The organism is Pseudoxanthomonas putridarboris, from assembly GCF_038321125.1.
GTDB lineage: Bacteria > Pseudomonadota > Gammaproteobacteria > Xanthomonadales > Xanthomonadaceae > Pseudoxanthomonas_A > Pseudoxanthomonas_A putridarboris.
In genome coordinates this window covers 77,113-89,158 of sequence record NZ_JBBWWT010000003.1, presented here as the reverse complement: position 1 = coordinate 89,158, position 12,046 = coordinate 77,113, and the positions used below count along the sequence as shown (strand labels likewise).

The 12,046-nt window shown below is 67.5% G+C and carries 12 protein-coding genes; 8 read left to right on the top strand and 4 right to left on the bottom strand.

All coding sequences use genetic code 11. The features are described from left to right. The first annotated feature begins 820 nt into the window (after positions 1-820). Positions 821-1,450, top strand: coding sequence for a protein-methionine-sulfoxide reductase heme-binding subunit MsrQ (msrQ, locus tag AAD027_RS07900; RefSeq protein WP_341725483.1), 630 nt, complete (start codon positions 821-823; stop codon positions 1,448-1,450). Here the strand turns inward: msrQ and AAD027_RS07895 are convergent. Then, positions 1,419-2,222: an FHA domain-containing protein gene (locus AAD027_RS07895; RefSeq protein ID WP_341725482.1), complete on the bottom strand. Its 804-nt coding sequence runs from the start codon at positions 2,220-2,222 to the stop codon at positions 1,419-1,421. The two genes, msrQ and AAD027_RS07895, sit on opposite strands and share 32 nt — an antisense overlap. 243 nt (positions 2,223-2,465) lie before the next feature. On the opposite strand from AAD027_RS07895, the gene AAD027_RS07890 reads away from it, so the two are divergent. Then, entirely contained in the window at positions 2,466-2,741 is a 276-nt protein-coding gene (locus AAD027_RS07890; protein ID WP_341725481.1) for a polyhydroxyalkanoic acid system family protein, read from the top strand. A gap of 109 nt (positions 2,742-2,850) precedes the next feature. Here AAD027_RS07890 and AAD027_RS07885 read toward each other — a convergent pair whose 3' ends face one another. Beyond that, the gene (locus tag AAD027_RS07885; RefSeq protein ID WP_341725480.1) at positions 2,851-3,561 is read right to left on the bottom strand and encodes a DUF8198 family protein; all 711 of its coding nucleotides are present in this window, start codon (positions 3,559-3,561) and stop codon (positions 2,851-2,853) included. Positions 3,562-3,648: 87 nt separating this feature from the next. Between AAD027_RS07885 and AAD027_RS07880 the strand changes: the two genes are divergently transcribed. The 4 genes from AAD027_RS07880 (at position 3,649) to AAD027_RS07865 (ending at position 7,736) form a co-directional block, all read left to right on the top strand. Further along, the gene (locus AAD027_RS07880) at positions 3,649-4,896 is read left to right on the top strand and encodes a patatin-like phospholipase family protein (RefSeq protein WP_341725479.1); all 1,248 of its coding nucleotides are present in this window, start codon (positions 3,649-3,651) and stop codon (positions 4,894-4,896) included. A gap of 432 nt (positions 4,897-5,328) precedes the next feature. Further along, entirely contained in the window at positions 5,329-5,895 is a 567-nt protein-coding gene (locus tag AAD027_RS07875) for a phasin family protein (protein WP_341725478.1), read from the top strand. Positions 5,896-6,170: 275 nt separating this feature from the next. Then, complete coding sequence (locus AAD027_RS07870) at positions 6,171-7,139, top strand: restriction endonuclease (protein WP_341725477.1); 969 nt, start codon at positions 6,171-6,173, stop codon at positions 7,137-7,139. Between the two features lie 171 nt (positions 7,140-7,310). After that, positions 7,311-7,736 carry a group II truncated hemoglobin gene (locus AAD027_RS07865; protein ID WP_341725476.1) on the top strand — a complete coding sequence of 142 codons (426 nt, stop codon included), beginning with the start codon at positions 7,311-7,313 and terminating at the stop codon, positions 7,734-7,736. A 162-nt stretch (positions 7,737-7,898) separates the two neighbouring features. On the opposite strand, the gene AAD027_RS07860 is transcribed toward AAD027_RS07865, so the two are convergent. Beyond that, the gene (locus AAD027_RS07860) at positions 7,899-9,887 is read right to left on the bottom strand and encodes an SDR family oxidoreductase (protein WP_341725475.1); all 1,989 of its coding nucleotides are present in this window, start codon (positions 9,885-9,887) and stop codon (positions 7,899-7,901) included. Between the two features lie 150 nt (positions 9,888-10,037). Here AAD027_RS07860 and AAD027_RS07855 point away from each other — a divergent pair, with 150 nt between their 5' ends. Then, the gene (locus tag AAD027_RS07855; protein ID WP_341725474.1) at positions 10,038-10,295 is read left to right on the top strand and encodes an acyl-CoA-binding protein; all 258 of its coding nucleotides are present in this window, start codon (positions 10,038-10,040) and stop codon (positions 10,293-10,295) included. Between the two features lie 11 nt (positions 10,296-10,306). Next, positions 10,307-10,933: a TetR/AcrR family transcriptional regulator gene (locus AAD027_RS07850; RefSeq protein WP_341725473.1), complete on the top strand. Its 627-nt coding sequence runs from the start codon at positions 10,307-10,309 to the stop codon at positions 10,931-10,933. A gap of 107 nt (positions 10,934-11,040) precedes the next feature. Here AAD027_RS07850 and AAD027_RS07845 read toward each other — a convergent pair whose 3' ends face one another. Then, the gene (locus AAD027_RS07845) at positions 11,041-11,994 is read right to left on the bottom strand and encodes a helix-turn-helix transcriptional regulator (RefSeq protein WP_341725472.1); all 954 of its coding nucleotides are present in this window, start codon (positions 11,992-11,994) and stop codon (positions 11,041-11,043) included. Between the last annotated feature and the right edge of the window lie 52 nt (positions 11,995-12,046).

Genomic DNA, 12,046 nt, shown 5'->3' with positions numbered 1-12,046 from the left:
CGCGCCCCGCGCCTGCGCGACGACGAGCACGCCGTAGGGTGCGCCCTGGCGCACCACTGCTCCTCGGCATGCACGATCCAGGCCCCTCTCCCACCGGGAGAGGGGTTGGGGTGAGGGCTGAACGAAGCCTGCCTGCGTCCCACTTAACATGTACTGGCGACATGCGGATTCACGTATCACGTTCATTTGTGATGAACGCAATATGTTCATTCTCACTTTTCGGAGGGGCCTGCTTTCATCAAGCATGGCGCGCTCGCCGCGGGGCGTTCTTTCTTTGCTTGTGCAAAGAAAGAACCAAAGAAAGCACACCCCAGGCGGCGCGCCCTGCGCTTCGCTCCGGGTCCGCAAGCGAACCGGGAATTTTCGTAAGGCACATCCCTGTGCCATACGAAAACGGCGCGCATCCAGCGCGCCGCCCTACGGGTTTTACCCGGCCCGCTTGCCGCGCCTAAATGGGGGCCCCTGAAAGCAAGAGCACAAGCAGGTTGTCTGATTGATCCGGGAGCCCGCTGTCGGGGCCCCTGAGGTCCGGCAGTCCCGGCAGGTACAACCCGCAGGGCGGCGCACAAGGATGTGCGCCGTTTCCGGATGACACAGGATGTGTCTTCCGGAAATTCCTGCCGGGACTGCGCACCCGCCACGCAGTGGCGGGCGGACCGCCGGGGTGTGCTTTCTTTGCCTACTTTCTTTGCACAAGCAAAGAAAGTAGGGCCCCCGCGGCGAGCGGCACCATGCCACCGAACACCACAAACCCACCCCGCAGGGCCAACGAAAACAATAAGCCCCAAACCAGACCCGCAAAGCAGGCATCATCCCCACCATGCCCAAGACCTCCCCCACCCTCATCGCCGCCAAGACGCTTGTCCACGCCCTGGCCCTGACCCCACTGGCGATCCTGGCCTGGCAGTTCCACGACGTCTGGACCACCGGCAGCGACGCGCTCGGCGCCGACCCGGTGGCCGAGATCGAACACCGCACCGGGCTATGGGCGCTGCGCCTCCTGATGATCGCCCTGGCCGTCACCCCGCTGCGGCAACTGACCGGCAAGCCCGTGCTGATCCGCTTCCGCCGCATGCTGGGGCTGTATGCCTTCTTCTACGCCACCCTGCACCTGTCGGCGTACCTGGTGCTGGACCTGCGCGGTTACTGGACGCAGATCTTCGAGGAGATCGTCAAGCGCCCCTACATCACCGTGGGCTTCACCGCCTGGCTGCTGCTGGTGCCGCTGGCGATCACCTCCACCCAAGGCTGGATGCGGCGACTGGGTCGCAACTGGGGCAGGCTGCACAAGGCCGTCTACGCCATCGGCGTGCTGGCGGTGCTGCACTTCTGGTGGCTGGTGAAATCCGACATCCGCGAGCCGCTGTTGTATGCGGCCATCCTGGCCGCGCTGCTGGGCTGGCGGGTATGGAAGCGCCTCAGCCCGCGCCGAACAGCAACAACGCGCTGAGCGCAGCCGCCAGCAACAGCGCGGCCAGCAACAGCCACGGCCAGCGGCCGACCGAGCGGCCCTGCGGCGGACGCTCGGCGACCGGGGCATCGGAAACGGGCGGCTCGTCGGCGTCCATCGGTTCCCCCACCGAAGCGCTCGGCAACCACGGCACTTCCAGGACGAAGCGATGCTGCGCATCGAAGACCACCTGGTCGCCGGCCACCAGCAGCGCGTCGCGCACCGGCACGCCATTGACCCGGGTGCCTTCGGCCGAACCCAGGTCCCGCAGCAGCACGCGTTCGCCGCGCAGCTCCAGGCGGGCATGGCGCTCGGCGAACGCCGGATCGTCCACCCTCAGGGTCGCGTCGCGGCCGCGCCCGACCACGCAGGGCTGGCCCAGCGGAATGCTGCGGCCGTGGTACTTGCCTCCCACGCCGCGCAGCACCACGCGCGGGTCGCCCTGGCCGGCATCGGCCTCGCGCACCTCGGTGGCCGGCAGGTGGGAGGATTGCAGCAGCAGCTCCACGCCTTCCACGTAGACTGAATCGCCGGGGCGCAGCACGGCCATGCGCTTCACCGGCCGGCCGTTGATGTGGACGCCGCGCATGCCGTTGGCCACCTGCAGCCACAGGCCGCGGCGGTCCACGCAGATCTGCGCCAGCAGTGCGCCCTGCAACGCGTCGCCGACCCCGATCGTGCCGGCGGCTTCGCGCACGATGCGATGCACGCCCGTGGACAGCGGACGGTCGGGAGAGGGACGGTTTGTGAAATGAAGCCGCAGGTTTTCCACGCGCAGGGAGCCTAGCAGGTTGCCGCGGGTTCGACAGCCCCGCAGGAGGGGGGAATCGTGCGCCGCGCGCACTGCAAGTCGGCGGTTGCGCCGCCTGCGAGGGGTGAGGAAAGCGTCCTTGCTCCTGCTTGCAGGCGGCGCAGCCACCGACTTTCCCCTTCCCCCTTTCCCGCTCCATCTCCCGCTTGGCCTGCGCGCCGCGCTTGCGCAGAATAGGCGTCATTCACCGGGAGCCCCGCACGCATGGCCAGCATCGATATCCTGCACGACCATTCCAAGACGCCGAAACAGGCGCGCAAAGCCATCGAGGAAGTGGCGAAGAAGCTGTCCGAGCGCTTCGACATGGATTACGGCTGGGACGGCGACACGCTGAACTTCAGCCGTTCCGGCGTGGACGGCCACATCGCGCTGCTGCCGCAGCAGTTGCACGTCACCGCCGACCTGGGTTTCCTGCTGTCGGCGATGAAGGGACCCATCGAGTCGGAAATCCGCCGCGTGCTGAGCGAGAAGTTCGGTTGATTGAAGCCGGGATTCGGGATTCGGGATTGGGGATTCGTTGGAAGCCGACGGCACCCGGTTCAAAGCCAGCCTCTCGCTTTTGCGAATCCCGAATCCCCAATCCCCGCCTTCAGGCGAACGGATCCGGCTCGCCGGCGAACAGCCGGCGCGAGACCTCGCGTTCGGCCTCTTCGATGTCGCGCACGAAGGCCTTGCCGTCGCCTAGCGCGGCGAAGGCGGCGAAGCCTCGTTCCAGGAAGCCTTGCAGGTCGCCCAGGCCGGTGGCCTTGGCGGGGCCGCGCGACAGCTTCAGCAAGGTGGCCACGCCGGGCGTCTTGACCGCTCGCGCCAGGCCCACGCCCACTTCGGCGATCAGGTCGATCTGGTGGCGGCGCAGGCGCGGGTGGCCGACTTCGCGATAGGCCTTGGCATACAGTTCGGCGTCCAGCTTGCGGCGGCCTGGCGCGATCCTCTGCAGGGCTTCGGCCATGCGCACGTCCAACGCGTGGGTCAGCGCGCCCAGTTCGATGCCATCGGCCACGGTGTGCAGCACGGCGGCGGGCAGCAGGCGCTGCATCATCGGCATCACCTTGGCCACGTTGGCGTCGCGACCGCTGAAGTCGTGGTCGCCGTAGACGTCGGTCAGGAAGAACAGCGCGGCCGCGCGGCGCTTCGGATCGTTCAGGAAGTGCTCGAAGCTGGCCTCCAGCCGCTCGGCCTGCCAGCGCCGCAGCTCCGGCAGCCAGCGCAGCCGGTTGCGCGGCTCCTGTTGCGGATCGTGCAGGGACTGGTGCCAGCGGAGCCGTCGCCCCAGACGTTCGACCAATGGATTGCGCGCCATGCCGCGCATGATCCCGGGTGGGCCGGCCCACCGCAAGCGCCCCATGGGTCGGCTACACTCGCCCGGCAAGGTCAAGACGGGAACTACATGCTTTCGATCCACAGTGCGCGCAAGCGGGGCCGCAACGGCAAGATCGGGCTGGCCATCGCCGGCGGCGGCCCGATCGGCGGGATGTACGAACTGGGTGCGCTGCGCGCGATGGACGAGGCGCTGGACGGGCTGGACCTGACCCGGATGGACTGCTACGTGGGCGTCAGCTCCGGTGCGTTCCTGGCCGCCGGCCTGGCCAACCGGATGAGCACGGCGGAGATGTGCCGCATCTTCATCACCGGCACCAGCGACGATGCCGAATTCCGCCCCGAGACCTTCCTGCGCCCGAACGTGGGCGAATACCTGCGCCGCGCCGCCACGCTGCCCGCGCTCTACGGCGACTGGCTGTCGCGGCTGCTGCGCAATCCGCGCAAGGCGGCGCGCTGGTCGGACATGTTCCTGCGCTTCGGCGGACTGGTGCCCACCGGCATCTTCGACAACGCGGGCGTGGAGCGCTTCCTGCGCGACATCTTCAGCCGCCGCGGCCGCAGCAACGACTTCCGCGAACTGGAGGCCGACCTGTTCGTGGTGGCGGTGGACCTGGACAGCGGCGAGGCCGTGCGCTTCGGCGAGGAAGGCTGGGACGACGTGCCGATCTCGCGCGCGGTGCAGGCCAGTTCCGCCCTGCCCGGCCTGTATCCGCCGGTGGAGATCTGCGGACGCCATTTCCTGGACGGCGCGCTGCGGCGCACCATGCACGGCAGCACGGTGCTGGAACGCGGCATCGACCTGATGATCGGCATCAACCCGCTGGTGCCCTTCGACGCCAACCACGCCGCGCCGCACGCCGACGAGGCCGAACAGGTCGGGCTGGCCAGCGGCGGGCTGCCCGCCGTGCTGTCGCAGACGCTGCGCACGCTGCTGCAGTCGCGCATGCAGATCGGCATGGAGAAGTACCCGCACCAGTTCCCCGACATCGACCAGCTGGTGTTCGAGCCCAACGCGACCGACAGCGAACTGTTCTTCACCAATCTCTTCAGCTTCTCCTCGCGCCACCGGGTCTGCCAGCTGGCCTACCGCAACACCCTGGCCGACCTGCGCAAGCGCGCCGACGTGCTGAGGCCCATGCTGGCCGCGCACGGCATCCGCTACCGCGACGGGATCGTCGACGACCGGCACCGCTCCATCCTCGATGGATTGGACGTGACCCCGCGCATGACCGAAACCACTGCGCGCCTGCGCCGTGCGCTGGACGACGTGGACCAGGTGGTCTCGCGGCGCCGCGCCAGCCTGGTCAAGGCCTGAGGCCCTGCAGGAGCGGCTTCGGTCGCGACCGCGGGCAGACGGAGAAGCTTCCGCCGCGGATTGCGCGGATGAGCACGGATAAGACCTTGATGTGTTCATCCGTGTCGATCCGTGGCTCGATGTTTCCGGATTCCACGGTCGCGACTCACGTCGCTCCCACAGTTAGGTCGGGCTACTGCTCTCCCCCTGTGGGAGCGACGTGAGTCGCGACCGGAACATCCAAGCCATGGGTCGCGGATTCAGGTCCGATATGACGCTTCAAATACTTTATCCGCGTCATCCGCGTCGATCCGTGGCTCGACGGCTGTTGACGCATCCCGATCGCGACTGACATCGCTCCCACGCCACGGGGGCCATGCGCTGGTGTGAAAACTCTAGACAGCGCACCGATTCTGGTACGCAATCCCTTTCCCCGACCGTCTACGGAATCCCATGGCCACGCTGAAGAAATCCGCCCGCAAGACCGCTTCTTCCACCAAGAACGAAAACCTGCAGGCCCAGGCCGAGCGCCTGTCCAAGAGCCTGGGCGAATCCGCCCAGCAGGTGTGGCTGGCCGGCGTGGGGGCGTTCGGCCGCGCGCAGGCCGAAGGCACCAAGCTGTTCGAGACCCTGGTGAAGGAAGGCCTGTCGCTGGAACAGACCACCCGCAAGCTGGCCGGCGGCAAGGCGCAGGTGATGCGCGATGCCGTGGAAAGCACCGTGGGGCAGGCCCGCGAACGCGCGTCCGATACCTGGGACCGCCTGGAGAAGGTGTTCGAGGAACGCGTGCAGCGCGCCCTGCGCCGCCTCGAGGTCCCCGGCCGCGAAGACCTGTCTGCGCTGATCGACCGTGTCGACGAACTGAACGCGCAGCTGCGCTCGCTGGGCGGCGCGCCGACCGCCAAGGCCGCACGCAAGGCCCCCGTGCGCAAGGCGACGAAGAAGGCCACCAAGGCGGTCAAGAAAACGGTCAAGAAAGCCCCCGCAAAACGCGCGCCGCGCAAGGCCGCCAAGGCCTGATCCGGCGTTGCGACGAACGGCCTTTTTTCTGAACAGAATTTTGTTGCAAGGCAACATCAAAAAGCGTAACAATCGACTCGGCCCGCCAGTCCACTCGAAGTACGTATGCTCCCCTCCCCTTACGGCTTCGGACTGGCGGGCTTTTCTTTGCCCGCGGCCCCAGCCCGCGGGCCGCGCCAGTGACCCGGCCGCCGCCCGGGGACGGCCCGACAGACAGCTTCCGCCGCACTGGTTAGAATTACCGGTTCGACTGACAACAACCGCGTTCGCGATCTATGCCCATCTGGCTCCTTGGCTTGGCCGTCACCCTGCTGGTCGGCATTGCGGCAACCGTCTACTTCTGGCTCGTGCGCCGCCCCCGCGACGAGATGTCCTACGGCCTGCATGCGCTGTCCGGCCTGCGCTGGCGTGAATTCTCGAAGCTGGTGCTGGCCGCGATGGAGCACCGCGGCCTGGTGGTCGCCACGCCGGAAGCCCATGAATCGCGCGAACCGCAATCCACTTTCCTGCTGCTGGCCAGGGGCAATGAACGCTGGCTGCTGTCGTGCAAGCATGGTTCGGCCTACCGCATCGCCGCCGCGCCGGTGGTGGAGCTGGCTTCCAGCATCCGTCTGGGAGCGGCCCGGGGCGGCATCCTGGCCACCGAGGGCAAGGTGGAGAAGGAAGGCCGGGACGCCGCGCAGGGCACCAACATCGAGCTGCTGGACGGTCCGCGCCTGTGGCCGGAAGTGAAGCCGCTGATCGAACCCGCGCTGCGCGACCAGGTGGTCGGTTACGCCGCCGCACGCGCCAAGCGCCATGTCGGCATCGCCTGGCTGGGTGCCGTGGCCGCCGGCGCGGTGGCGATGGTCGGATTCAACGATGTCGGTGGACTGGCGCTGGAACTCGCGCCCCGCGAAACCGCAACCACCGCCGCGCAACCCAGCGTCCCCGGCCCTGTCCCGCCAACTGCCGAGCCGACCGCCGAGCCGGGCACGGGTTTCCGCGAGCCGACCGAAGAAGAACTCGAACAGCAGATGCGCGCCGTGCTGAAGGCGCTGTCGAAAACACCTGGCATCGGCAGCGGCGTCTGGCAGACGAAACTGACGCTCAGCGTGGACCGCATCGCCAGCGAAAAGGAAGTCTGGCCGTGGATCTGCCTGGAACTGGAGCGCTATCCCGCCCTGCGCACCACCCGCGTGCAGCTCAACCCGCCGCCGGGCAGCGACGAACCGGTCCGCTGGCGGCAGTGCAAGACCGTCTGACCGCATCCCGGCCGACCGCCCCCGCGGAAGCGACGTGAGTCGCGACCGGAAAGCCTCGCGTCGCGACTCACGTCGCTCCCACACGTCGCTTCCACAAGGCTTAGGGTGCAGTTCCTCCCCCCGGCGCCGGCGGCCACGCCCATGGCGCTTCTTTCCCAGGACCTCCCCGGCATGAACGTATCCCCTGAAGCCACTCCCTACCAGCGCATCGGTGGAAGCGAGGGACTGCGCCGGATGACGCGGCGCATGTATGCGCTGATGGAAACATTGCCGGAAGCGGCGGCGGTGCGCCGGCTGCATCCAACCTCGCTGGAAGGCAGCGAACAGAAGCTGTTCGAGTTCCTCAGCGGCTGGCTGGGCGGCCCGCCGTTGTTCACCGAGCGTCATGGCGCGCCGATGCTGCGCGCCCGCCACCTGCCCTTCGCCATCGGCATGGAGGAAGCCGGCGGCTGGCTGGCCTGCTTCCACCAGGCCATGCACGAAACCGTGGACGATGAGGCCCTGCGCGAGTTCCTGTGGTCGCGCATCGAACCGCTGGCCCTGCACATGCGCAACCAACAGGCGCTGCCGTTGCGGTGGGCCGACAACGCGCCGTAGCACCTGTAGGAGGGCCTTCAGGCCCGACCGCAACGGGAAACACCCGCGAACCTCGCAACGCGACACCAGGGGTTGCGTGCGCCCGGAGGCCTTGCATACGACAACCCCACCCCTGCGATGATTCCCGGTCGGGCCTGAAGGCCCTCCTACAACACGCTGCGTCTACCAATGCACCCCGCGCATCAGCGCGGCGAAGGCGATCTGCTCCTGGCTGGGCGCGACTTCCTTCAGCGCCTTGCGGTCGCCCTTGGCGGCGGCCGAGTCGGGGAACAGTTCGAAGGCGGTGTTCATCACCACCTCGTAGGCCTTGGGCGCCACCGCGTTGATCAGGGCGGCGAAGATGCCCAGGCGGGTGGCGATGCGGCTGGGCCTCTCGATGATCGCCTTGACCAGCAGGTCGGCCGCTTCCTCGGGGGAAAGCGTCGGCACGCTGTCGTACATCTTGGTCGGCGCGATCATCGGCGTCTTCACCAGCGGCATGTTGACGGTGGTGAAGCTGATGCCCTTGCCCGACAGTTCGCCCTGCGCGCAGCGGCTGAACGCGTCCAGCGCCGCCTTCGACGCGACGTAGGCCGAGAAGCGCGGCGAGTTGGCCAGCACGCCGATGGAACTGATGTTGATGATGTGGCCCTTGCGGCGTTCGGTCATCTTGGGCAGGAAGCCCATGATCAGGCGCAGGCTGCCGAAGTAGTTCAGCTGCATGGTGCGCTCGAAGTCGTGGAAGCGGTCGTAGCTCAGCTCGATGGAACGGCGGATCGAGCGGCCGGCGTTGTTGATCAGGATGTCGACGTGGCCATGCTCGTCCAGCACCGTCTTCACCAGCCGGTCGCAGTCGGCCATGTCGGCCAGGTCCGCGGTGTAGGCGAACACCTTGCCGCCGGCCTTCTTCATCTCGTCGCGTGCCTTGAACAGTTCCTCCTGTCCGCGCGCGACGATGATCGTCACCGCGCCCGACTCGGCCACGCGCTGCGCGGTGGACAGGCCGATGCCGGACGAGCCGCCGGTGATCACCACGACCTTGTTGCGCACCTTGCCCTTCAGCGTGCGGTCGACGAACAGGTCCGGGTCCAGGTGGCGCTCCCAGTAGTCCCACAGGCGCCAGGCGTAGTCGTCCAGGCGCGGCACGGCGATGCCGCTGCCCTTCAGCGCACGCTCGGTCTCGCGGCTGTCGAAGCGCGTGGGATAGGTGATGAACTTCAGCACTTCCTTGGGGATCTTGAAGTCGCGCAGCAGCATGCCGATGAAGCGGCGCACCGGCGGCAGGTTGCCGACCGCGGCGCGGATGCCGCTGGGCACGAAGGCGAACATGCGCGCGTCCAGCCGCATCGTCATTTCCGGCGCGTGGCCGGCACGGCAGAAGGTGTTGAGCACTTCACCCACCCGCATCGGCTCGGGATCGGTCAGGTGGAAGGTGTGTCCGTCCAGCTTGGGCTTGTGGGCGATGTGGTCCATCGCATCGGCCACGAAATCCACCGGCACGATGTTGATGCGCCCGCCCTCGATGCCCAGCACCGGCACCCATTGCGGCAGCAGTTCGCGCAGCTTCTTGATCAGGGTGAAGAAGTAGTACGGGCCGTCGATCTTGTCGATCTCGCCGGTCTTCGAATGCCCCACCACCATGCCGGGGCGGTAGATGCGCCACTTCACCCGCGTCTCCTTGCGCACCAGTCCTTCGGACTCGTGCTTGGTGCGCAGGTAGGGATCGTCGAGGCCCTCGGCTTCCTCGAACATGTCCTCGCGGAAGATGCCCGGGTACAGGCCCGCCGCCGCGATCGAGCTGGTGTGATGGAAACAGCCCGCCTTCAGCGCCGCCGCCAGGTCCAGCGCGTGCTGCGTGCCGTCGATGTTCGCGGCATGCTGCGCCTCGCGCGTGGCGGTCAGGTCGTAGATGGCCGCCAGATGGAAGAAATGCTTCACCTTGCCCGACAGGCTGCGGACCTGGGCGACGGTCAGTCCGCACTTGGGCTTGGTCATGTCGCCGTGCACCACGGAAACCTTCTTCATGTCCCAGCCGGCTTTCTTGGCGATGGCGTCGAACTTTTTCTGCGAGTCCTTGCGGACCAGCACGTACACGGTGCCGCTACGCTTCAGGAGGTTGCCGACCAGGTAACGACCGATGAATCCCGTGGCGCCGGTGACGAAGTAGCTCATGACGTCCCATCCCTACGTTGTGTGGGCGAGCCCCTCCGACCGCCCTGCGGCCTAACTTGCCAGAGCCGCTGCGGTTCGACAATCCCGTCACGGATTGACCGCTACTGCGCCGCGTGGTGTGATGGCCGCGTTCATCGGGAGGGAACATCCATGGCCGATCTCAAGACCGCGTTCGAACAGGCATCCAAGGATATCCAGGGCCTGCCCGAGCGGCCGGACAACGACACGCTGCTGCGCTTGTACGGCCTGTACAAGCAGGGTTCGGAAGGCGACGTGAAGGGCGACAAGCCGGGTTTCTTCGATTTCGTAGGCACCGCCAAGTACGAGGCATGGGCCAAGCTCAAGGGCACACCGCAGGAAGAGGCGCAGAAGAAGTACGTGGACCTGGTGAAGAAACTCACCGCCTAGGGCCTGCCCCAGTGGCGCGCGATACCCGCCAGCGGATCCTCGACGCCTCGCTTGCGATGTTCAACACGCAGGGCGAGCCGCACGTCACCACCAACCACATCGCCGACGAACTGGAGATCAGCCCGGGCAACCTGTACTACCACTTCCGCAACAAGGACGACATCATCGAGCAGCTCTTCGCACGCTACGAAGAGCGCATGGATGCCGCGTTGACGCCGCCGGCGGACCGCCTGCCGGGGCTGGAGGACATCTGGCTGCAACTGCACCTGGTGTTCGAGTGCATCTGGGACTACCGCTTCCTGTACCGCGACCTGGTCGAGATCCTCAGCCGCAATCGCCGCCTGCGCATGCGCTTCGCCCGCATCCTCAGGCGCGCCGACGACAGCGCCCATGCGGTGATGCGCGGCATGGGCCACGCCGGGGTGATGCGCGCCTCGGCGGCCGAACTGGCCGCCACGGCGACCAACGTGCTGGTGATCTCCACCTTCTGGCTGAACTACGCGGCCACGCGCGGCGAGAAGGACGAACAGGCCGCCATCCGCCAGGGCATCGTGCAGGTGATGATGCTGGTGGCGCCGTTCCTGCGCGATGCCGAGCGCGTGCACCTCAACACGCTGACGCAGGCCTACGTGGAATAGGCGGCGGCGTCCGTTTCGCCCCGACCTGTAGGAGCGCCCCATGGGCGCGATGCTTTTCACGCTGAGATATCGGAAGGCATCAAAAGCATCGCGCCCATGGGGCGCTCCTACGCCGTCGTCAGGGCCCGCTCCAATCGTGAGGACGCCTCCCGCAATTGCGGCAACAGGCCGTGGTCGTCGATCACCTCGAACTCCGGCCCCACCAACGCCATCAGCGCCAACAGGGCTTCGACGGATTCCGCGCCCAGGTCCAGCACGCAATGATGCTCGTCGCCGGCCTGCAGGATGCCGCACCACGGCGGCACGCGGCCGGCCTGCTGCTCGATGGAGCCGCGCAGGCGCAGCTTGACCTTGAAGCGGGTGAACGGCTGGGTGATGGACTGCGCCACGTACTCGCCGACATCGCCGGGGAACGGGCGCGGCGGGAACTGCGCGCCGGTATCGTGCAGCGATTGCACGCGGTCCATCCGGAACGTGCGCCAGTCCTCGCGCTTCATGTCCCATGCCACCAGGTACCAGCGGCTGCCGGTATGCACCAGCCGCAGCGGTTCGATCAGGCGTTCGCTGGCGCGGTTGCTGCGGTCGCGGTAGTGCATGCGCAGGCGGAACCCATCGCGGCAGGCCGCGGCGATGCGCAGCAGCGATTCGACGTCCGAGGTGGGCGAACCGCCGGCCAGCGACAGCGTCACCGAATACAACGCGCTGGCCCGCCTGCGCAGACGCGCCGGCAGCCATTGGTCCAGCTTGGACAGCAGCCGCAACGCGGTGTCCTCCATCCGGCCCACGCTGGCCGCGGCCGTGCGCAGCGCCACTGCGACCGCGACCGCTTCGTCGTCCTCCAGCAGGACCGGCGGCATCTCGCTGCCCGCACCCAGCCGGTAACCGCCGCCCAACCCGGGCGAAGCGTCGATGGGATAGCCCAGTTCGCGCAGGCGCTCCACGTCGCGCCGCAGCGTGCGGCGGTCCACTTCCAGCCGCTGGCTCAGCTCGGCGCCGGTCCAGTGGCGGCGCGACTGCATCAGCGACAACAGGCGCAGGAGTCGGTTCGATGTGCTCAGCATGGAAACAGTATGCCGGCTATTGCGGACCGATTCTGTCCTCAACGGCGCGCAT

Bases quoted from the DNA above. Each gene is read 5' to 3' on its own strand.
- msrQ (WP_341725483.1), top strand. From the start codon at position 821: ATGCCCAAGACCTCCCCCACCCTCATCGCCGCCAAGACGCTTGTCCAC.
- AAD027_RS07890 (WP_341725481.1), top strand. From the start codon at position 2,466: ATGGCCAGCATCGATATCCTGCACGACCATTCCAAGACGCCGAAACAG.
- AAD027_RS07885 (WP_341725480.1), bottom strand. From the start codon at position 3,561: ATGGCGCGCAATCCATTGGTCGAACGTCTGGGGCGACGGCTCCGCTGG.
- AAD027_RS07880 (WP_341725479.1), top strand. From the start codon at position 3,649: ATGCTTTCGATCCACAGTGCGCGCAAGCGGGGCCGCAACGGCAAGATC.
- AAD027_RS07875 (WP_341725478.1), top strand. From the start codon at position 5,329: ATGGCCACGCTGAAGAAATCCGCCCGCAAGACCGCTTCTTCCACCAAG.
- AAD027_RS07870 (WP_341725477.1), top strand. From the start codon at position 6,171: ATGCCCATCTGGCTCCTTGGCTTGGCCGTCACCCTGCTGGTCGGCATT.
- AAD027_RS07865 (WP_341725476.1), top strand. From the start codon at position 7,311: ATGAACGTATCCCCTGAAGCCACTCCCTACCAGCGCATCGGTGGAAGC.
- AAD027_RS07860 (WP_341725475.1), bottom strand. From the start codon at position 9,887: ATGAGCTACTTCGTCACCGGCGCCACGGGATTCATCGGTCGTTACCTG.
- AAD027_RS07855 (WP_341725474.1), top strand. From the start codon at position 10,038: ATGGCCGATCTCAAGACCGCGTTCGAACAGGCATCCAAGGATATCCAG.
- AAD027_RS07845 (WP_341725472.1), bottom strand. From the start codon at position 11,994: ATGCTGAGCACATCGAACCGACTCCTGCGCCTGTTGTCGCTGATGCAG.